Annotated in this window: 4 protein-coding genes; all 4 read left to right on the top strand. The window is 54.9% G+C overall.

The features are described from left to right. The first annotated feature begins 183 nt into the window (after positions 1 to 183). A complete protein-coding gene (locus Q1B46_RS16780) occupies positions 184 to 2,013 on the top strand; it encodes a prolyl oligopeptidase family serine peptidase (protein ID WP_299949739.1) in 1,830 nt (609 codons plus the stop codon). A 412-nt stretch (positions 2,014 to 2,425) separates the two neighbouring features. Continuing rightward, on the top strand, positions 2,426 to 4,150 hold the full coding sequence (locus tag Q1B46_RS16775) for a type I secretion system permease/ATPase (RefSeq protein WP_299949737.1): 1,725 nt from the start codon (positions 2,426 to 2,428) through the stop codon (positions 4,148 to 4,150). Continuing rightward, a complete protein-coding gene (locus tag Q1B46_RS16770; protein WP_299949735.1) occupies positions 4,147 to 5,454 on the top strand; it encodes an HlyD family type I secretion periplasmic adaptor subunit in 1,308 nt (435 codons plus the stop codon). Before Q1B46_RS16775 ends, Q1B46_RS16770 begins: the two co-directional genes overlap by 4 nt. A 525-nt stretch (positions 5,455 to 5,979) precedes the next feature. Then, positions 5,980 to 24,201 carry a cadherin-like domain-containing protein gene (locus tag Q1B46_RS16765; RefSeq protein ID WP_299949732.1) on the top strand — a complete coding sequence of 6,074 codons (18,222 nt, stop codon included), beginning with the start codon at positions 5,980 to 5,982 and terminating at the stop codon, positions 24,199 to 24,201. Positions 24,202 to 24,233 lie beyond the last annotated feature (32 nt).

Here is a 24,233-nt window from a genome sequence, read left to right as displayed (position 1 = left end):
TCGAGCCAAACAAAATTTATTTGGCCAATTCGGTAATTAGATTGACTGGATAGAACGGGCCCTCGAACTGGCCTCCATCTGCAACTCACAGCTAGTTTACAAAGGCATCCTTGATCGCGAAATCACGCATGCTAGCTCCGCTCCACGATGTTCTTGGCGTCGACTAGCTGGATTGTTCTTCTTATGATAGATAACCAAAAAATTTTCGATGATTTGGCAAAAATTTGGGCCAGCTACCCAACTATCTGGACCCCACGTGTTTCAGGTGATGGAAAGTGGCTGGTCTGGGCATGGGCAGGAATAACAGAGACCGCAAATATCTGGATTGTATCGACGGACGGTTCGTCCAAACCACAGATGCTGACCAATGGTGACGATCACTACAGGGTTGCGGATATCAGCCACGATGGATCGCGCGTACTGTTGCGTCAGTCCATAGCCAGTGATGAGCATGAGCGGTTATTTCTGCTGAACACCTCGGGCGGGAGCTCACTGGAACCGCTGACACCTGCGCAGAAAGATCATTATATCTTTGGCGCCTGTTTTCATCCTCAATCAGACGAGATCCTCCTGAATGCCAATTGTGATACCAACGGTAAGGCTGTTTCAGGTTCTGTGTTTCAGGTCTTTGGACCAGCAACCGACGCTCGACGTGTCCTGACATGCACGGCACGCATTAATAAAGACGCGCCATCGATTGGCTTGGGTGGTCAGAGCGTTCTGTATCATCGCAATGATGAAAATCCTCGTGGGCGTTGTGTATGCGTCGTGGAGTGGGACGGTAGCAACGATAGGTGTGTGTTCGACCCGGGACATCAGCGGAAGGCGTCAGGGAAATGGTTCGGCTCAGAAGGCGACATATTGATTTTGACCGAGACGGATTCACATGATCGGCTCGGACTGCTTTCGAGCGACGGAAAACTCCGGTGGTTGATCGACGATCCGGATCGCAACATCGAAGATGCGTTCCTAACCGGTGAACCCGACAAGATCATGGTGATCGCGTATCGCAACGGTAGGACGCATCCTTTTGTCCTTAACGTCGCTACGGGCGAAGAAACCAAATTCGGTTCATCCGATTTCAGCACCGATCCTCTGGACAGGCTAGAAGGTGGCGATTGGATTGTGCAGATCAATAGCGCTTTGAGCTCGGAAAAATTGGTGCGAACAGATGCGACTGGGCAGATTCTGAGCGTACTTAACAGTTGTGACAGGCCGAAACAGGGTCGCAGTTATACCTCCGCGCAATCAGTGAACTGGACTTCTTCGGATGGAGAGCCCGTACAGGGCTGGCTTTACCAACCTGAAGAGGCAAGTCGTGGTTTGATCGTATGGGTTCACGGAGGGCCGACTGCAATGAGCCGGGACAGGGCGCACCCGGTCATTCAGTACTTGACGTCAACGGGGTTTACCGTTCTGGACCCGAACTTTCGTGGCTCGACCGGTTTTGGTATGCAGTTCCGCAACCTGATCCGTGAAACTGGTTGGGGGGGGCGAGAACAGGAAGATATCCGTTGCGCTATTGAGATGCTGATCGACAAGTGGATAGCGCATCCAGACAAGATCGGTGTGGCTGGGCATTCTTTTGGCGGATATTCAGCCTGGTTTGCCATTACGCGCATGAGTGATTTGGTCCAGTCTGCATGCTCGATATGCGGGATGAGCGACCTCTTTTTCGACTATGAGAACATATCGATGCCTCACATCCGGGATTATAACGCCGAAATGCTTGGGGGAACGCCTGATGAAGTGCCCTCAGTCTATGCGCAGGGGAGTTTGCGAACCGAGTACACAAATATCAGAGGCAATCTGATGATTGTGCATGGATTGTGCGACAACAATGTTTCTCCGGAAAATTCCTGGCGTGCGAACCGTGATCTCGCACAGTTGGGTATCGAGCATGAACTGTTGATGTTCGCCGACGAAGGGCATGGCATTCACAAGCAATCAAACCTGGCACGTCTTCTTGCCAATCTGGGAAGGTTTTTTTCGGAATCATTTCGGGATCCCTAGTTCGACGCTGTGTTCCCAATGAGGGTTGTGGGTCCAATCCGGTGTATGCTTTGCGCAAGCGGCTCTCTCGTTGATCGCGTCGGCATGGAGTTACAGCAAACGGGTTTGAACAATTGTGTGATCGAACGTGATCAGGATCGCGGCGATCGAACTGGATTCACTCTAACATATAGATAAATAAAGAGAATTATTCCACATTTGCTGTTCTAATTATAACTATCCTGACATTTGAAGCTATTGTGACCGAGATTGCTGGTCACTGCGGATCGGATCATTAGATGTTTGATAGAACTGCGTGGGAAGGACGATCGTTACGTCGATCTTTCTGAACGCGAAAGACGTTCGGCCGTATCGATGCCCACCAGTGTCGACCGGCAAATTCAGATTTTGATGTCGATACAGGACCGTGATGATGGCGCACCCCGGAGTGAACGAGTTGAAGAACGCCCGCCGGGCAGGGGCAAGATTCCTGTGGGCAGTATTCATTTTTAGCGTCTTTGTGAATCTGCTGATGTTGACGGGTCCGTTGTTCATGCTGCAGGTGTATGACCGCGTTTTGGCGTCAGGATCCGAAGAAACCCTCTTGGCGCTTTTTCTACTGGTTGTTGTGCTCTACGGACTGATGACCGTCCTTGACTATGCGCGCAGTCGGATTCTGGCGAGATTTGGCGCGCGCTTTCAGCGAACACTGGATCGTCGGGTATTTGCAGCCGTATTGAAACGCGGCATTTCACCGAAGGAAAGGGCGGCCCCGTCCAGCGGCCTTCGGGATCTCGAAAGCGTTCGCACGGTGTTCACTTCCCCGGTTATGGTGGCTTTGTTCGATATTCCTTGGACCCCATTGTTCATCGCTGCGATATTTGTTTTCCATCCGTGGCTGGGCTGGATGGCTGTTTTTGGCAGCTGCGTTCTGATTTTGACGACGTTGCTGAATAACTGGTTTACCAACTCAAAGACACTTGCGGCACAACAGGCGGGCCAACAAGCCCAGAGCTTTGCCGAACAGGCGCGCCACTCGGCGGAAATTGTCCGTGCACAGGGCATGAGCACCGATATCACCGAGCGCTGGGATGCAATGCGCATCGAAGCACTGAATCAATCCATTCATTCCACGGATTGGACGGGTTTCTTTTCGTCGTTTGGCAAAACATTCAGGCTTTTTCTACAATCTGCAATGCTTGCGCTGGGGGCCTACCTTGTCTTGCAGAACCAGGCGACCGGCGGGGCGATGATCGCCAGTTCGATTTTGCTGGGTCGCGCTCTGGCCCCGATCCAGCAAGCGCTTGGGCAGTGGGGTATGGTTCAGCGGGCAAGAGGGGCCTGGTCCTCTCTGGGTCAGTTGCTGGAAACAACGCCACCTGAAGAGACTTCCCACGTCTTACCCCGCCCGCACGCGAATATCTCTTTCAATGGTGTGACAGTGATCCCGGCTGGGACTAAATCACCGACCTTGCAGGGGATTTCATTTTATCTGGGTGATGGAGAGGTGCTGGGTGTCATCGGCAACAGTGGTTCAGGTAAAACCACGCTCGCCAAGACACTGTTGGGACTACATCGACCGACCGCGGGTGAGGTTCGGTTGGGGGGTGCAACCCTTGATCAGTATGATCCGGACGATCTGGGCTCATACATTGGTTATCTTCCACAGAATGTTGCTCTTTTTTCCGGAACGGTATCAGAGAACATCGCACGCATGTCCGTTAACCCGGATGAAGACAAGGTTGTTGAAGCCGCCAAAAGGGCAAATGCTCATGAGATGATCCTGTCCTTGCCTTCCGGATACAAGACGATCGTGCAAGGCGATGACAGTCAGCTTTCGGGCGGGCAGCGGCAGCGTATTGCGCTGGCGCGGGCGTTCTATAATGATCCTGTGCTGCTGCTTCTGGACGAGCCAAACTCGGCCTTGGACAATGAGGGCTCTCAGGCGTTGAACGACGCCATTCGTGACTTTAAGGCCGATGGTCGCACCACCATCATCATGACCCATCGCCCCACGGCTATCTCCGAATGTGATCGCCTTGTTGTAATAGAAGCTGGCCGAGTTCGTGCGGATGGGCCTCGTGACGAAGTCCTCAAATCCATGGTCAGCAATGTAGAAGACATCACGAGAGCACATGCAAAGGCAGTTTCGGCATGAACCAGTCAACACATGATGAATGGAAAGCGACGGGAACGATCATCGTCGGCGCAGTCACTCTTGGCCTGCTGGTTGGTGTGCTGGGATATTGGGGCGTAGAGGCGCGAATTGCAGGGGCTGTCATCGCGTCGGGCACAATCCAGGTCGAGACCAACCGGCAAGTTGTTCAACACCCCGAAGGCGGAGTTGTAGGTGCAATCTATGTCAAAGACGGTGATCCCGTAGCTGCCGGCGATGTGGTTCTGCGTTTGGATGACCGGCAGCTACGCTCGGAGCTGGCGATCATCGAAGGGCAGCTGTTTGAAGTTTTGGCGCGAAAGGCCCGTTTGCAGGCAGAACGGGATGGGTTGACGGATCTGACGGTGTCAGAAGATCTGAGGGTTTTTGCTCAGGAGTATCCCGAAATCAAAAAGCTGATTGAGGGGCAGCGCAGGCTTTTTGAGGTCCGAGCTGACACATTAAGACATAATACCGAGCAGCTTTCAGAGCAGATATCCCAGACGGAAAACCAGATTGATGGATCGAGGGCACAGCTTGGGGCCCTTGAACGGCAACAGACCCTGATTGTGGATGAACTATCCGACAGCAGCACCTTGTTCGAGAAGGGTCTGGCACCGGCTGCCCGCGTTTCAGCTTTACAGCGAGAAGACGCGCGCATCATGGGTGAAATCGGCAGCATAAGGGCGACTATCGCCCAACTCAGCGGGCAAATAGCTGCACTGGAAATCCAGAAGGTGGCACTGACAACAAGGCTGCGTGAAGAGGCCGTTTCTACCCTTCGAGATCTTCAGATTCAGGAAGTCGAACTTGTTCAGCGCCGTCTGAGTATGATGCAGACGCTGTCCAAGACGGATGTACGCGCCCCGGTCGATGGTATCGTATTTGGATTACGGGTTTTTGCCCTGCAATCGGTGATAAACCGGGCGGACCCTATCATGTATATCATTCCGCAAGGCCAGCAGTTGGTGGTGTCTGCCCGAGTGGAGCCAATTCACGTAGATCAGATCAAGATCGGACAGACCGCGACCTTACGATTTGCCGCATTTGATCAGCGTCTGACGCCCGAGATTACTGGCCTTGTCACAAATCTGTCTGCGGATGTTCTGGTGGATGAGGCTTCGGGCGCTGCTTACTTCCAGGTCGAGCTAATTCCCGCTGAAGGTGAGGTTCTTAAGCTTGGCGATCAGACGTTGTTGCCGGGCATGCCGGTTGAAGCCTTCATTAAAACGGGTGATAGGTCACCGCTCAGCTATCTCACCAAACCGCTGACGGATTACTTCACCCGATCATTCAGAGAAGCCTGAATCGGGCGTTGATGTTCGCCCTCGATTGATGGGGTCTAACGATTTGGAAATCAGTCTTCGCCATTCATTTTGGCGCATTTAATATCAATATGATGCAAAACAGGCTTGTTTTCGGGCGATTCAAATAGCAGCCAACACGGATGCGCCATCACTTTTTTTTCACCCGCGGCGAATGAATAAAATACAGAGTTAGAGTTAGAGTTATAAAGGCTTGGAATATAAGTTATTTTTTCCAAGCCACCTCACGCTACGCGTGAGTATTAATGTTCGTTATGATTGCCATAACTTTTGTTAATTTCCAAACCCGTGTGCCCCCCGATAGCTCTTGTTGAGAGACCGAAAGCTCTCATTTTCCATCCGTCTTCCAATGTGGATGCCGGTCGGAAATTGAAAGCATTCTAGCAACTTGCTCAAGCGGACCGGCTCGAAAACCTATGGGTGATCCCAGGTTTTCGGAGGTGATCGACTGCGGCGAATTCAAACCGGCGGAACATGTTGAGCCGACACTAGTGGAGTAAATGTACCATGCCCGATTTCCCAACAACAAACGATGGATCGACCTCCACTGACGAGACGCAAACAACGTCGGGTACCTCAGAAAATGTTTCGGTTACGGGTGAGGTCGTCTCTGGGCCTGGCGCCGGATCCGACGCGGTTCAGGTCATTGAAGCGCCGAACAGCGGCGAGGCCGATCTTGTGTTGCAAGTGGTTGAGACGGAAAACATCTATGCGGTTCTAGAGGCGACTCCGACAACAAACGAAGCGTTGTATGATCGGTTGGAAGCTCTGGATTCTGGTAGCAGCCAAAGCCTGGTCATCGACCGCCTGACAGGCGAAACCTACGCCGTTTTGGAAGAAAGGTCGGATGGCCGTCTGACCGTTCGCGAACTGCAAGAGGGGGCGACGCTACAGGAACGGCTGGCCTCGGCAGTGGTGGACAGCGAAGTCATCGAACTTGACAATGCGTCGCTTCAGAGAGTCGAATTGCGTGTTGTTTCTGAGGCGGGTCAGAACACTACATATGCCGTTCTCGAAAATTCGGCAGAAACGTCAGAGCCTACCATTCGGGCGATCGAACTACCGGATTCGGCCTCGGCAGTAGAAGTCGCCAATGTTGTCGGCCTGGAACCGGGCATTTCGGACCCAGACGCCAACCGGCAAGGACGATTGGTAACGCTTGAATTTGATCGCGTGGTGAATGGCGACGTTACGACTGCAAGCGTCGGCGTGTACATCTCGGAGAACTATCAACGGCAAAGAACCGAGACAGAGGTCCAATCCGATTTGTCAGGTTTGCTTGATGATCTGACAAGGCTGTTTGAGACGCAGACCGGGCAGCAAATCTTCGACAATCTGAAGTTGGATATTTCTGGTTCGGGCCGCCCGCAAACCATCGGGGCGCTGGCGGACCAGTTGCCCTTTACCGGTTCAACCCAGGACGCAACAGTGTTGCCGGACAACGTAAATTTGGTCATTGCGCTTGAGCCACGCATCGTTTTGCAGGCAGATGACGCTGTCAGCACCGCGCGCGCTTTTAATCGTCAAGCCGCTGAATCGGTCAACGATGGTTCGATCAGTCTTGTGCAGCTTGATCCGCGATTTGATCGCGGGGTTGGCGATGTGGACCTTCCGATCCTTTTTCGGCAAGTGGCTTCGGCATCTGAACAGATTGCGGGGCAGGCGGACCAGGTTACCAACCGGAGTTTGCGCGAGACGGACAATCAGATCCGCCTAGAACTTGATCTGTTGCCGGTATTTGACAGCCGATCCGGCCGGGCGGTGATTGACCAATATGTCAGCCGGTTTGAAAGCGAAGTTGTCGGTTTTGACGGTCCCGACGCCGCCGAGCAGATCGGCCGGGTACAGGATAGTCTGGACGCCCTGTTTTCGCGTGCCACGACGCAGCAGCGTGCGGACCTGTCTTCTTCGTTGCTTGAGAATTTTGAAACGTCCAGAAGTCCGGCGATACAAGAGGTTCTCGATCGAAATCGGTCAGATGTGCTGCGGGCCTATGCGCAAGGCGATCTCAGCCCACAGGCTGAAGATACGGTAAACACACTTTTTCAACAGCTCAGCACCGCGCAGATCTCAGCACCAGATGATTTTCCACAGCTGGATCTGATCGAAGTTAACACTGCTGTACTGAACAGGCTGACATTGTCGACGACGGCAGATGCCCAGATTGCGACAGTGACGATCAGTGCGGATGGCACGCGCACAATTGTGTCGCAACCGGCCGGTTTCAATCACCAAACCAGTTCTTTCACACGCGGCGAAGATCTGACACAGATTCAGCGGTTGGAACTGGAAGCGCTTGACGCAGAGCTTGCCGATTGGTTTGGTCGAGCGTCGACCGGTTCCGCAGAAAGCGCGGCGATTTCCGATTTGCGCGCAACGATTTCAGATGTGCTCAGCGGGACAATTTCAGAGCAGGCGGATTCGGTCACGTTTGTAACCAGTCGTGCGGGCGATGGGTCACTGGGGTCTGCGTCATCCTATGCCTACGACGGTAACACCAGAACCGCCACTCTGACAGACAATGTCGTAAACCCGGACAGTTTGCTTGATCTGCAATCCCGTCCGGCTGGTACATTTGTCGATGCAGATGCGTCCAACCGGATCGCCGTACTGCGTGATATTTCCGAAACTTTCCCGACGACGCGACGCATCATATCGGAAACAGAAAACCCACGTGAAATTGCCGGTCTGAACGATGTGTTTTTCGTTCAGGACGAACTTCTGTTCCGGCAGCCCCTCGAAGGGATTGCCCAGGCGCAGAGTGATCTTCTGAGCCGCCGGGGGGATGTGCTGATAGCAGCTTCGGCTGATCTGGCCGCCCAAGCGGCGGCTGACCCGCGTGGTCTGTCTGGCACATTGCAGGCTGAAATCCGTGAGCTGAATACCCGCCTGCAAAGTCTTGATGTGGAAAACACAACCGCCGCGGACCTGTCTGCGCTGAGCAACGAGCTGGGGCTTGCGGTCAATCGTGCCCGTTTTTCGTCGGCGGGGGATCTTGAATCAAACCTTGGCCCCGAGGCCTTGGCGCTGGGCAATCTGGAGGTTTCGGCCTCTGCCAGAAATGGCGTCACCCGTGGCGATTATGTCATTTACGAACAGTTGACCGATGTTTTGGACCTGACGGACAGTGACGTCCGCAGCCGTTCCGGTTCGGGGGATGACTTTGCAAGAGTGCTCACGAACGACGTCTACGATTCGCCCCTTGTGGCGGCCCCTGTCGACGATAATGGCGAGATCGTCAGAGACGTCGCCACCGGGGTTTATGATGATCCCGACGTGATCGACGCTTTCTCGTCTGTCTACAGTCGGATTGAACAACAGGACCTTGACGTCAACGGTTTTGCACAAGGTCTGGCCGAAACCGCTGGCGGTTATGCAGCCCTTGAAGACGTAGAGGTCTTTATCGAAGCGCAGGGCGAGGGGAACATCGCCAGCCTTCAGGAAAACCCCGGAACATCACCGGACGTTGTTGAGCAATTGGACATCGTTCGCGCCCCACCTGCTGATGTGATCAGCGTGATTGGACTTGATGGTGAGGCGATTCCCCAGATTCAAATTGTCATTTCCGAAGACTTGCGCGCGCGCAGCACGGATGCGGAGTTGAATGGAATCCTGCGAAAGGTTCAGGAGGATTTAGATGTTTACTTTTCCACAGGAGATAGCCGTAATTCTCTGGACCTGATCCTGGAAAACCCAACCCCAGACATAAGACAGATCACTGATCTGGATGCGCTTTCCGGGCTGGATGCCGCTGCAAACCGCGACTTGCCAGAAGGCACGCAGCTTGTCCTTTATCTGGAACCTGATTTTTCGGACGCGGCGACCGGAGATTTTGCGCGTGCCTTTGCAATCGACCCGGCAGGGGCTGCTGATCTGAACGGCACTTCGTCTGTGATCAGGATAAACGCGGACTACGAAAGCGGGCTGGCCCAAAGCAATGCGACATTGCTTTTCCGCGAAATTACCCGTGCAGCGATAAACCATGAAGGGCAGGCCGCCGCTTTTGATGAAGCTTCATTCAGGGACTTCGAGAACCAGATTCGTCGCGATTTACTGCTTCCCGAAGTGCCGACCGATCTTTCGCCCGGGACCATTGCGACCGACACCGTCGGAGACCGCATCGGTTTCGAAAGCGAGTTTGTGAATGCGTCGATCACTTTTTCGGATGGTGAAACCGGGGTTCGTACTATTGCAGCCACAGATCCCCAATTCGGCGATCTGGGCTTTCCTCTGTTGGCCGTCACCTCAGACGCTTTCTTTGACAGGGACGGCAATCCCCAAAATGACCTCGAAATCGTTACAAGCCCGGCGTCGGTATCAGACAACCAAAATCAAGCTGGGTTCGCAGTCAGGGCTATCATTCAAGATGAAGTTAATCGGCTAACCACTGATGACAGGCCACTTTCTGATTTTGTTGATGCAATCAACCAGCGGATCACGACTGAGTTAGGAGACGCCGGTCGTCCATACATTCTCATACCTCAGCAGGATGACGGCACGATTTCTTTTACCACTTCAAGTGCTTCGTCGTTCCAAGATGCAACACAGATCGTCGGCGGTGCCACACAGGTCAACCTGTCGGTGGGCTACTCGGTCATCGGTGATGCCAACACCGGCTTAAGTGGTCTGTTCGTAACCGCAAATAGGTTGGCATTGTTTGATGGCGCGCAGCGTTCTGCCCTTCAAATTGCGTCTGAACTGACCGACACTCCAAGCCCGCTGCTGAACTCGTTTCTGACGCATCTTTTGTATTACAGTACGGCCGTTGCTATCGCTGATACCGGCTTTGACAATACGAACAAAAACGCAGTTAGGATTCAGATCCGCGCTAGCTTAGAAGACGTCGTCGCATCAATTTTAACACCAGAAGACATTGCCGCGATTTCCAATTTGCCCGAAAATTTCCAACAACGGCTTGAAGCTGAAGTAGGTTCTATAGCAAATATAGATAATTTGAATTTTGATGGCTTCGAAGGACGGCTTAACAGTGTTTTCGACACCGCTGTTCAAGCGCGGCTTGATTTGGGGCGAACGTTCCAGATTCCGGGGTCAGAGCAGGGCGGTATTCACCCTTCGTTTATTGGGCGGGAAGCCATACAACACACAATAGCGGACTTTGGCGGAAGCCGGCTGCCAGTCACCGTTGTAGACGGCGAGGCCCGCGTCGTTTTGGAAATCCGAGATGGCTCTAACCTGACGACGGCCTTCAATGTGCTATACGATTCGGGTGACCATTGGAGTTTGGAAAACGTTGGTTTCCGTGAAATCGTCAAACTTCAATACGCCGGATCACCGATCTCTGAAAAAGTGATATTTGAAGATTTTGTAACCCAATACGCAGGGGCTGTTCAGCACGCGATTTCAAGCTTGGCGAGTGATAACGATCTGTCGCCTGAGTTGGCTGATGTGTTTTCCGAACGCGCGTTTTCAGTCATTGAGGCTCTGGAACAGGGGCGCGCGACAGGGCTTTATGGCGATGATCCGATCGCGCGGCTTGACAGCATTATCGACGATGTTTCGGAAGCGACGGACCTGGAGATTTTAATTCGGTTCCGGACGGATGCCGAGGCGCGCATTGAAACCATCCGGTCCTTCCAGCCAACCGAGGCGACATCACTGGAGCTATATCAGACATTGGTTGCCAATGCGGACAGCAGCGCGCTGCGGGGCCGTACCGGTACCGCAGAGGATGTGCGTGCTGCCTTGGACCATCTGGGTGCACAAGACGGTGTGTCAGTTCTCGCCGAGGTTCAACGAACACTCGACGCTGCTATTCAGCGCAACGCCAATGGCGAGACGTTGTTTACCGATCCATTTGCCGAAGCCCTGCTGCTTTACCAGGCTACATCCAACAACAATGAAAGCGCCGTAGACCTGTCGGCCGATGCTATCGGACAGAGCCGCGTGGATTTCCTGATCGATTCAGTAGCTGACAGTGGCGCACTATTGCGAAATCTCGAAGCGCTCGACGCTCCGGTTGTCGGTGTTGAGGATTTGCCAACGCTCGATCCTGCCTCGATTGCAGAGCAGAAACTGGCCTTGTTCCGGGCTTATGAGCAGGTACTGGACACGTCCGGGGTCGAGGTGGATACGCTCTCTGACTTCGGCGATCTCGACGCGCGCATCCGGTTCCTGGTCGAATCCGGTGCTATCACGGACCCAGATGACATCAGCGCGCTGCGTGCAATCAACTTTGATTTCGAGCAGTTGAATGCGCTGGATGGGGATGCATTCGCGGATATCGCCATTTCCGAACAGCAGACGGGCATTTTGCTGGATGAAGATATCGCCGTTGCCCGTGCCCAGGCCCGGCTTGACCAGTTCGAAGCAGATGTAGAAAGCGCAAATACAGAATTTGAAGCGCTGGCTCTCGAGTTCCTGAACGAGCGCGGCATCGTTCCAGCCTCGGATGCGGATCAGGCAACGCTTGTAGAAGCCATTCGTGACAGTATTTCGCCGTTCGTTGAAAGTGGCCTGGATGAGGCTTCGCTTGAAACAGTATCGCGAGGCCTGAGTCTTGCTGCAGTTGGTGACGCGCTTGAAGATTTCCGCAATGCCGGTCGTGCTGATGGGTTGTTGGATGCACTGGCGCGCTCGCAGCAGGGCGAGAGCGCGCAGGGGGTTTCCGGGCTATTGGATCAGTCCGGCCTGTTGATCAATGGTGTTGATCCCAATCAGACCAATGCAGATCTTGTGCTGAATCTTAATGGTAACGGCAACAACAATAACAATGGTGACGCGGTTCTGGAGCTGCGTTTGGTTCAGAGTGGAACCGTCAAAAGTGCCCAGTTGGGCACTGCGGACGGGTCACCGGCAGACTTGCTGAACGACCTGGACAACACACTCAACTTCATCGAGGCCGAGTTGAGCGACCGGGTTTTCCGACAGTTGTCTGATGATTTTTCGGTCAATGACAGTGGTCGCGTAGACTCTGTGCTACGGTCGACAAGTGGGTCGTCTGATCTCAACTTGATTGAAAGCACGGATCGCATCCTGTCTGTTGCGACCAATCAGCTTGATGTGGAAAGCCTTCAGGGCCGTTTGCTCAATCAAGAATTCAACCGCACATTTGGCGATCTGTTTACCAATACGCAAAACCTGTCGGTCCGCGAGGCAGGCAGTGTCCTGCTCGACAGCGTTGAGCGGGCCGGGCTTGGTCAGGTTGCGGATATCTACCGAGACCTGCTGACCGGCGATAACACTGAAATCAATCGATACCTTGATGAATTCGACAATCCCGGCAGCGCGGCACCCGATCTGGACAACCCCATCTGGCGCGGCCTGGCGGATAGCCCTGAAGCCCAGGAGCAAATTTTGGATCGCATCGGAGATCTGGACACTCCTGATAGCTTTTTGCGCCCGACAGATGACGGGTCAGATGGTGATACAGCGTTTCTCAGTGCCTCTGGGTTAGGCGATGGCAGCCTGTCCGGCATCAACGTGCCGCGTGCGGTTGCAGGCGAAGTGTTTACATCAGCTTTTTCTGCTTTCGGTGCGGGAACGGCCGCTTTCGGGCTGTATGGGGGATTGAATACACTTCTCAATCCTGATGCTGGTGGCGTACGGGCAGTTGGGGCGATAACTGTTGCATCGTCGACATACGGTCTGGTGAGTGCGCTTACCGGTAATGCGATCAGCGTGGCCGGGCAGTTCACGGATATCAGTCGCTATCCGGCGCTTGCGGCTGTCAATCCCGGTGCCTTTGTCAATGCAGTCGAAAGTGCAGGGGGCGTCGCCAGCAGTCAGATCGCACGCGTTGCCAAGATCACGGGCGCTGTCGGGAATATCATATCAATCGGTCTTGGGGCGTATTCACTGGTCGAAAACGCAATCGCCGCGGATGAGGCGCGCAACAACGGCGAGACTACGCGCGCAGCCTTGCTGGGTTTGTCAGCCGCGTTGGACGCGATTTCGATCGTTCTGGATGTTGTTAGTACAGTTGTTGAACTTGGTTCGGCGGAAATCCTGAAACCGGTTTCCGTTATTCTAGATGTGATCAATGCCGTTATCGGGGCGATCAGTATTGCCATCAGTTTCCTGATCCCGCCACCAGGCGTTCTGACACAGTTTGATGACTATCTCGAATCCGATGCATATACCGACCGGATTGACAGCCTGAGCGATACATACGCCAATCAGGGCTTCGATGTGCTGCAGTACATGTTCGACGCATCGACACTGGGGATCGAAGGCGCGCGCGAGCAGCTTGAAGCGACCCGTCGTGATCTTGATCTGAACCTGACCGGGGCGGCTGAATCCGATCCAGAAAACCGCGATCTTCGGGTAGCGATCATCGACGACACGGGTGTCGGAAATCTTCTGGAAGGGCGCGACAATGACGATCTGATCCGAGCGGGGCTCGGCGACGATGAAATCTACGGTTTCGGCGGCGATGACGACATCGATGCCGGGGAAGGCGATGACCTTGTTTTCGGGGGTAGCGGCGATGACAACATTCGCGGCGGCGAAGGCAATGACCGGCTCTTTGGCGAAAGCGGAGAAGACGTCATTCGCGGTGGCTCGGGCAATGACTACATCGATGGTGGCGCCGACAACGATCTGCTGTTTGGCGGACGTGGGGATGATGAGATTATCGGCGGAAGTGGAGATGATGAGCTTCAGGGCGGCGTAGGTAATGATATTCTGCGCGGTGGGCTTGGAAATGACCTGTTACGTGGTGGCCAGGGGAATGACCTGCTGGAAGGCGGCAATGGTGATGACCTGCTCGATCTGGGAACCGGTAACGATATTGCGCGGGCCGGAGAGGGCAACGACCGGATTGAAACGGTTCTGGGTATCAACACAATTTCCGGTGACAACGGTCAAGACGTACTGGACCTATCGAATAATACCCGGTTGACGGATGTTCCGGGTCTGGCTGGTGGTGTCCGCATCGCACCGGGGTATGAGCTGGATCTGTCAGACGGCTCGACATCTGCGCGCCTGAATGGATTGGAAGAGGTCTCCTCGAATTTAAGCCTGGCGCTGTCGGATGAGTTGAGCAACGTCAACGCGTCTCTCAACCAGCTTTTTAGCTTGCCTCGACTGGAAGGTCAGTTGTTTTCAGACGTCCCGGATGTTCTGGCAGGTCCTTTAGGGGCTGACGCAGTTCTGCGCGAGTTCCGGGATGTTCCGCGGAACTTTGCCTTCTCGGATCAGGTGCGCGACCCTGCCAGCCCGCTGGCTTTCGGGATTTACGACGTTGATGTGTCCGTTCGCGAGACGCTCGAGGCTGATCTTCTGGCCGAACTGGATGCCCGAGCGCAAACAAACCGCAGTGCTACTGCGCTTGTTGAAGAGGGTGGGTCGAATTTCACGGCGGACGAGCTTAGTGAATATTACCGCCGGGTACATGAGGTAAATCGGGAATACTATCGCGATGCATACTCGTTGGGGTATTCGGAAAAAGTGACCGGCCAAGTGGACGTTCAGCAGGCCTATATCGATTTTGCAACTGAAGCAGCTGAGAATGGGCGGGCGATAAGGTTCCTTGCAGACGCGCAGATCGCGCGTACGATCACGACCAATGATGGTAATTTTGATGGTTTACTGTACCCGGATCTGAGCGCTGATTTCACCACCGGTGAGCTCACGGATCCGACTTACTCGCTTGAACCGGCCTATTTCCGTGATGTTTTTGAAGGTCGCGTTTTGACCGATGGTCAACACCTAATCGTTGTCGCCAAAGACGGGTCGGAATACTATCGGTTTGACGCTTCGGTGCAACAGGACGGTGGTGTTGAGCCCAACTCATTGCGCGGCCAGCAGGTGCGTTCTGAAGCGTCGGACTCGCTGACGACCATAACGGATTTCTACCTGCTTACCCTTGATATCCTGAATGCCCGGGCGTCAATCGACGGGATCGAGGACGTTGTCGGCGGTGAGAGTGATGACAACCTGACCGGCGATGACAATGCCAACGCCCTTTACGGTGGTCGAGGGGATGACGAACTGAGCGGCGGGGGTGGAAACGACCTGTTGGTCGGCGGGCACGGTGCCGATACGGTGCGGGGTGGAGCCGGTGACGACCTCATATTGCAACATGATGAAAATGGCTTCCGGTCTCTGCAGGGTTCCATCGACGGCGGGGCTGACATCGACACGGTGTCGTTCAGAGGCGTGGAATTCGGCGGAATTGTTGCCTCGGTCACACGGGCTGGGAATCTGGAAATTCGCAATGTCGAAAATCTTGAGGGTACAAATCAGGATGACGTGCTTTCTGGTGACGCGGGAAGCAACACTCTGACCGGTTTGGCTGGCAATGATCAACTAAGCGGGGGCGACGGCAATGATGCTTTGGTTGGGGGTGCCGGTGCCGACACACTCAACGGCGGGCAGGGTTCGGACACAGCCAGTTACGCAGACCGGACCGAGGCTTATCAAGCGGCCCAGATCGAACAGGCCCGTGCTGAAGAGGCGGTCGTCGATGCGGAAACCGCACTGAATGTCGCCCAGTTGCGTCAGGATGCGGTGCCAAGTGATGTGGCTGCAGTTGAGGTTTTGCTTGATGATATCGGTCATCTCCAACTGCTGATCGATTCTGAATCGTCCATATTGGGTACAACCTCAAACGCTGAGGCCATCGATGCGCTATTGGTGACGATCACAGCAGATGGGTTGCAACCGACCGAACAAGAGCTGGAGGTTTTACGGGCAAACGGCCAGACACGAACCGAGCTGCATGAGGCAATCCTGGTTGGAGCCATTCGGCGATTGGCGGAGTTTACCGCAGAAGAACTGGTGGCTGATAGAGCGGACGAGGCTGCACGCGTGGTTCGCGCAACAGCCGCCGATGCCCTGGCCGATGCGCAACAGGACCTGGACGATCTGCTGGAAGCAGGCGGCTTGGCCGAAGATACTGAAACGCAAGTTACGCAGGCACAGGAACGTGTTGAAAATGCCCGGTCAACGCTTGCCGAAGCGACCGCAGCGCTTGCGTCTGCACGTGCAGTAGCTGTTCTTGCAACGGATGCCAGAACAGCGGCGATTGAAGCGCGCGCTGCCATCTCGTCATTTGATCCGTCAGACCCGCAATCCATTCGCACTTTGCGTCGTTTCGAAGATCAGCTGGAAGAAAGCATCGTATCCTTGTCAGCAAGACGGGCCGAGGAACTGGCTGAAGCGCGTGAAAGCCTTGAAGCCGCAAACAGCCGTTTGCGCGACGCGGTCGAAGACGTGGAATATCTGGAGACGGCGGGCATAACCGCTAACCTCAGTACCGGCGAAAACTCCGATGGCGATGTGTATGACAGCATCGAAAATCTTGTCGGTACGCATGCAGCGGACAATCTGACTGGCACGGACCGCGAAAATGTCCTCAGCGGTGGGGACGGTGATGATGTTCTCAATGGTCAAGGTGGTTCCGATCTGCTTTTGGGCGGCACGGGGGCTGATACGATCCGTGGTGGCGATGGCGTCGACACGCTTTCTTATCTCGATGGGCGTGTTCAAGGTGTGAGCGTCAATCTTGAAACTGGCGAAAACACCGATGCGGACGTGATTTCAGGCATTGAAAATATCGCCGGATCCAATGCAGACGACGTGCTGACCGGAGATACCGAAGCCAACGCGCTTACGGGCAACGATGGCAATGATACGCTTTCGGGCGGTGGCGGCAGCGATACGCTGGAAGGCGGCGCAGGGGCAGATGTTCTGCGTGGTGGCGCGGGCATAGATACTGCCCTCTACAGCTCTGCGGCGGTGGGTGTTGATGTTGATTTGCTTGCGGGCACCAGCAGCGATGGAGACAGCCTGAGCGGTATTGAAAACGTGGTGGGCTCCTCGTTTGCTGACAATCTGACAGGTGACGACAATGCAAACACGCTGTTTGCCGGGGGCGGCGATGATGTGGTCGAAGGCAACGGCGGGGCGGACGCCCTGATCGGGGGTCTTGGCGCGGATACGTTGGATGGTGGCGCAGACGTGGATTCGGTCGTCTACAACGATGGCCGCGATACCGGCGTGACGGTCAATCTCGCAACTGGTGAGAACAGCGATGATGATATCTTGCGGAACATCGAAGGTGTAATCGGATCGTTGCATGACGATGATCTGGAAGGGGATTCACAGGACAACACGCTGTCAGGTCTGGACGGCGAAGATCGGTTGATCGGCGGCGCGGGCAGCGACACGCTCGACGGTGGGGCGGGTTCGGATATTCTCGAGGGCGGAGCCGGAAACGATACTGCGACGTACGAGAATGCCACAACCGGCATTACGGCTGACCTCTATGGCGGGGCCAACAGCGATGGGGATCGGCTGGTCGATATCGAAAACCTGACCGGCAGCCAGTTCGATGACCGTTTGCTTGGGGATGATCGCAGCAACCGTCTGATCGGGAATGAGGGCGCCGATACGCTGGCAGGGCAGGGCGGGAATGACCTGCTTGTCGGAGGTGCAGACAACGACACATTGCTGGGGGGCGACGGGAACGACGTTCTGGTCGGTGGCAGCGGGCGTGACACTCTGAACGGTGGCAGCGGATCTGATTCAGTCTCCCATTCAACTGCGCAGACCGGTGTGCAGGTCGATCTTGCCACCGGGGAAAACTCTGATGGCGATACGTACATATCTATCGAGAATGTGGAAGGATCTGGATTTGACGACACGCTGGACGGCAACGCTCAGGATAACGTGCTTTACGGATTGGCCGGGCAAGACATTTTGCGCGGCGGAGACGGCAATGACCGCCTGTTCGGTGGCGAAGGTGCCGATGTCCTTGAAGGTGGCGACGACAATGATGAACTGAGTGGTGGCGCGGGCGCAGACGTGATCCGTGGCGGCGCAGGCATTGATCTTCTCAGCTATGCCGAACGTACGGACAGCGGTGTTTTTGCGTCGCTGAACACAGGTGAAAACAGCGACGGTGACACGTTCTCGGGGATCGAACAGCTTACCGGCAGCCGGTTTGATGACGACCTGGAGGGCGATGATACCGAAAACCTGCTGACAGGTGGTGCAGGCAACGATGAACTCAGCGGTCTAGCCGGAAATGATGTCCTGAACGGTCAGGATGGCAACGATCATCTCGAAGGCGGTTCAGGCGCGGACGTGCTGATTGGCGGCGCGGGCGACGACACGCTTGATGGCGGCGACAATGACGACCTGCTGAGAGCCGACGCAGGCGAGGATCACTTGATCGGCGGCGCGGGTCTTGATGTCTATGCGATCAGCAGCGCCAGCCGAAATTCCCTGATCACTGCGGGTGAGGATATTGACCGGCTTGCGTTTGCGGATTTGAGATCCGATGAGATCACTTTGACACTCACACAATCGGGTGGTGACCGCTATTTGGTCTTCAGTCAGATCGTGCAGGATGATGAGGAGGAAAGCGCGTCCATAGCCATTGCACGGATCGCATTGGCAGCGCTTTTCCCGGAAGGTAGCGACCTTTCAGCACTGGATGATGCTGCCATCGCGACTAGGATCGGCACTGCATTCGACCGGATCGTGTTTACCGATGGCGAGGTCAGCGGCGCGGCGATTCAGGCATTGGTGACTGATGGCCTTGATGGTGAACCGCTGACGGTTTTTGCCTTCGGATCCGGGCAGGGCACAGACGGAAATGATGTGCTTGACGGGACCGGGCGCCGGGACGATGAGCTTGTCGGCAGAGGCGGCGATGACCGGCTAACGGGTCTGTCCGGTAATGACCGCCTTAACGGCGGCGAAGGAAGTGACATCTTGGACGGCGGCGAGGGTGCGGCAGATATCGCTGTCTACATCGATGCCACTGAAGGCGTTACCGTTGATCTGGGTTTGGATATCCAATCCGGCGGAGAAGCGGATGGAGATCGGCTTCTGGAAATCGAAGGGCTAGAAGGCTCTCGTTTCGCAGATAACCTGTCTGGCGACGCGCAAGACAATATTCTGCTCGGTAACGCCGGAGCCGACCAATTGAACGGGCGCGCCGGCAGTGATCTTCTGGACGGCGGGGCTGGTGCCGACACCTTGGACGGCGGAACTGGTGACGACATCCTTGTTTCCAGGTTGGGCGCAGATACGCTCTCAGGAGGCGAAGGCGCGGATACGTATATTGTTGCTGCAACCTCTGGTCATGTGACACTGAACGAAACCGTTCTGGGTGAAGGGGCTGCCGAAAACCGGTTGGTGTTCGAGGCCATAGACCACAGGACGGTTGAGGTCCGTCAAGTTGGCAACGCCGTACTGCTGACCCTTTCAGACACTGCGAGTGTCGCCATTGAGGATTGGTTTGACCCGGATGTGCCGATTTCGCAGGCGTTTGACGAGTTCCGTTTTGCGGAAGGTGTGCGCATCGATGCTGCACATTTTGTGTCCCAACTCCTCGCTGGGCTCGAACCTCAGATTCTTTACGGCGGAGACACGGATGACCGTTTTACAGCGGCAGATGTTGCGGTCACTATCGACAGTGGTGCAGGTGCTGATTTTATCAGCGGGAGCACCGCTGATGACAGCTTGACTGGTGGCCTTGGGAATGACGAAGTTATCGCAAATGGCGGCAACGACCACATCGAGCTGGGAGAAGGCAATGATGTGTTCCACGACCGAAGCGCAGAAGTCGAAGCCGAGGCAGGGGAAGACAATGACACTGTCTTTGGTGGCGCGGGTGCGGATGCGTTCTTTTCTGAAACCGGCAATGACCTGCTTTACGGTGAGGCAGGCGATGACCTGATTTCTGTCACACTTGGTACGGGCGTATTTACTGTGGATGGCGGCGCAGACAACGACACGCTGTCGCTTAACCTTGGCGAGCTGCCGGAAGACTTTGACCCTGCGCAGAACGACCTACACCAGATTTCGTTGCGGTTGAATGATGTGGTGACAGAAGGCGTCAGACAAGATGGTTTCCGTTATGTCTTTTTCGAAACCCTAGAGGCGCTGATTGCAAGCGGTGAGGTCACAGAGGAAATTTTCGAGGACGACGGTGTCGAACTTGCGGCTGACAGAATCTATCTGGATACGGACGGGCGTGAAGTCTTTATTATTCGACCGGAAAACAACACCTTTGTGACGCTTTCCACTGAGCAATTCGACGTTCCAGCCGGAGAGATCATATTCGGCTCTGTGCGCGGTATCGAAAATGTCACCGGCACAGACTTGAATGATTATCTGACCGGCAATTCCAGCGCAAATACCCTGTTTGGTCGCGGTGGGAACGATACGCTTTCAGGAGCGGGCGGCGCAGATAATCTGGACGGAGGTGAAGGAGACGACCGTTTGTTTGGCGGCGACGGCGAGGATCGTCTTGTCGCGCAATTTGGGGCTGACTTGCTGGACGGCGGGCTTGGCCGGGACACCTATCTCGTTTACCGCACCGCACGTGATGCGCGCGTTGACGAATATCTGGGCAATCGGTCTGACACAGGTAACACGCTTATCTTCGAGGACGCGCGATCAGATGAGGTCCGTTTTGTACAAGTCGGAACCGACATCGAAGTCTTCATAGACGATGAACGTGTTGTGACTTTGGACAACATTGTTCGCGGTGGGCTGATTGAGGCGCAATTCGCGACCCTGACATTTGCAGACGGCGTATTTTACACCGGAGATCTGGATGTGCAGAATTTCCTGGCCGCGCGGATATCAGGTGAAACAGCGAAGCTTGATGCGGTTCTGGGAACCGACGACATCGATGTTTTGGTGGGCGACACAGCCGACAACACGCTCAGCGGTTTGCGCGGAGATGATGTCATTACCGGTGATGCGGGCAATGACATCCTTCGCGGGGATGACGGAGACGACCTTATTGATGGCGGCGAGGGCAACGATACGCTGGACGGCGGCGAAGGGAATGACACGATACATGCAACCCTGGGAACAGATATCGTCGCAACAGGTACGGGCAACAATCGCGTTATTCTGAGTTCGGCCTCGTCCTTCAGCCTGATCAATGCTGCAGGAGGCACAACGACTCTGGAGTTCGAGGACCTTACGCTGGAAGATGTCACGTTCCGTCGTGCGGGTGTTGATCTTGAAATTCTAAGTGATGGTCAGCGTCTGGCTGTTGTTGTGGATGTCTGGTTCAACGAATTCAGTAATGTCACCCGGAACGAAGTGACGCAGCTGATATTCACCGATGGCTCGACCGGGTTGGCGGACATTTCATACGAGCGTCTGCCAGCAACATTCGACGCGCGTGTGCTTCCCCCGCAGCCGGGTGAGGATACTCTGACCACGCAGGAAGATGCGGCCTTATCCATTACGGTCGACAGCCTTCTTGCAAATGACACCAATGTTGCCGAGACGACGGAACTCACCGCGGTTGAAAACGCTCGTAATGGCACTGTCAGGCTGGAAAACGGCGTTATTCAATTCACGCCCGGTCCGAACTTCAATGGTCTTGCGTCATTTGATTATGCGTTGACCGATGCAAACGGTATCACCGTGACGTCGACGGTTACCGTTACTGTCACGTCGGTCGAAGATGCGCCTGAGGCTGGCGATGATGTGTTCCAAGCAGTGGAAGACACGCCATTGTTGATTACGCTGCAATCGCTTCTTGGAAATGACACCGACGCAGATAATGATACCCTGACGCTAGTGTCTGTTCAGGATGTGTCCGGGGGTCGCGTCGATACGACAGCCGAAGGTGATTTTCTTTTCACACCGGATGCAGATCGCACCGCACCGGCGACCTTCGGCTACACGATCGCGGATCAGAACGGCAACCAGTCGACGGCACAGGCCCGTATTGACATTGCCGAGGTCAACGACGCCCCGGTCGCTGAAACGGATTTCTTTGAAACAGAATTCGATGAGGCATTCAGCATTTCCGCAGAACAACTGCTGGCCAATGACCGGGATGCCGAACCGGGCGAACTGACGCTCGTATCGGTTGGGGATGCGGTGAACGGATCCGTCGCGCTGACGGCGGGCGGAGAGGTGGCATTTACACCCACCGATGGTTTTTCTGGGGCGGCCCGGTTCAACTATACGGTTGTTGATGCTGAAGGTGCGCAATCTGTTGGCACTGCCGTTGTCAATGTCGCGCCTAACAGCACTCCACCGGGCGCATTAGACGATCAACTGACATATCGTGTAGGGCAGGTCCTCGAATTCAGTCAGGCGGCACTACTGGCCAATGACACTGACTATTCCAATGGCGGGCTGACAATTACGTCCGTTCAGGATGCGGTTGGTGGGTCGGTGGTCTTGGGCCAGAACGGGACGATCATCTTCACACCCGAAGGGGCAACCCCGGTTCCCGCACGGTTCAGCTACACAGTCACTGACGCGAACGGAAACACGTCGCAGGGCGTTGCAAATCTGAATGGATTGGCCGCGCAACAGATTTTCCTTTCGGACTATGCTGCGGCCTCTTCGGTCAACGGATGGGGACCGATAGAAATCAACGGGGCAAACGGCACGATCGACGGTAATGGCTCAGCGCCGCTGCTGCTGGATGGGGTCGAGTATGAGACGGGCCTTGGCGTTCATGCAGGTTCCCAAGTTGTCTATGATTTGCGCGGGGGGGATTTTTCTCAGTTCACCGCTCTGATCGGTGTGGATGACTCTTGGGGTGTTGCGGGTTCTGTTGAGTTTCAGGTTTTCGTCGATGATGAACTTCGGTTCTCTAGCGGACTGGTGACCGGGGTAAGCGAAGCGCGGGATATCCTTGTGAACATCGATCCCGATGCTGAAAAACTAACCCTTGTGGTGACAGATGGAAACGATGGTCGTGGAAGTGACCATGCCAATTGGGTTAACGCTGCACTGACGCTCGCGCGTCCCGAAGGAACGATTACCAGTGAAGGTCTGGATCACGACGTCAACGGCACAAACCTCTCTGACTGGATCACTGCTGGAGCTGGTTCCCAATACATTTTTGGTGGATCGGGTACGGACAACATCTCGGCCGGGGCAGGGGATGATACTGTCGATGGCGGCTTTGGAACTGACAACTCCGATGGTGGTACCGGCGTGGATACCATCAGCTTTGCACGTTCAATCGGCTCGTCCGATACACGGGGGATCCGCATAGATGTGACCAGCGGCAATACCTACCTGATTAACCGGGATGAAAGCCTTGCCATCGATGGAGTTTGGGAACGGCACACCAATTTTGAAAATGTCATCGGGTCCCAGAACAACGATGTCATTGTCGGATCATCGGGCGCCAATGTTCTGACAGGCGGTGCAGGGAATGATCGGATTGATGGCGGTCAAGGAAATGACGTGATCGACGGCGGTCAAGGAACAGACTTTAGCGATGGTGGCGCCGGTATCGACACCATCAGTTTTGCAACGGCGCTGGGCGCGCAAGATGTACGCGGGGTCGACTTCAATCTATTGGATGGAAATGCCTATCTGCTCAATGCAGACGGGACTCGTAATTTTGCAGAGGTTTGGGAAACCCATATCAACTTCGAAGATGTCACCGGATCGTTCAACAATGACCGACTGCGCGGGGACGGCAATACCAATGTGCTCTCGGGTGAAGATGGAAATGACCGGCTGGAAGGCGGCGGCGGAGCGGACATCCTTACAGGAGGGCGCGGTCAGGATATCCTTGTCGGAGGGGCCGGAGCCGATAACTTTGCTTTCCGCCGAGGCGACGGTGTCGACAGGATCACGGACTTCCAAGACGGTACGGACATTATCAGCTTTACGGGTCAAAATATCAGTATCGATGATGTGTTCATCTTTCATGACTCCCAAGCCGTCTATGTAGTGTATGGCCCTGGGGACGAAATAGTCATCGAGGGTGCAGAAGCGGGAAGCGTGACTGAAGATGATTTTGCTTTCTAGCAATGATGTAGTGCCCTGTGGAATAGGCATAG

Origin of the sequence: uncultured Ruegeria sp., assembly GCF_947500045.1 — a bacterium.
Lineage (GTDB): Bacteria > Pseudomonadota > Alphaproteobacteria > Rhodobacterales > Rhodobacteraceae > Ruegeria.
The sequence above is the reverse complement of the archived record's forward strand: the minus strand, read 5'-3'. Positions and strand labels throughout refer to the sequence as shown.

Excerpts from the sequence above, each read along its gene's own strand:
- Q1B46_RS16780 (WP_299949739.1), top strand. The coding sequence starts at position 184 with ATGATAGATAACCAAAAAATTTTCGATGATTTGGCAAAAATTTGGGCC.
- Q1B46_RS16775 (WP_299949737.1), top strand. The coding sequence starts at position 2,426 with ATGGCGCACCCCGGAGTGAACGAGTTGAAGAACGCCCGCCGGGCAGGG.
- Q1B46_RS16770 (WP_299949735.1), top strand. The coding sequence starts at position 4,147 with ATGAACCAGTCAACACATGATGAATGGAAAGCGACGGGAACGATCATC.
- Q1B46_RS16765 (WP_299949732.1), top strand. The coding sequence starts at position 5,980 with ATGCCCGATTTCCCAACAACAAACGATGGATCGACCTCCACTGACGAG.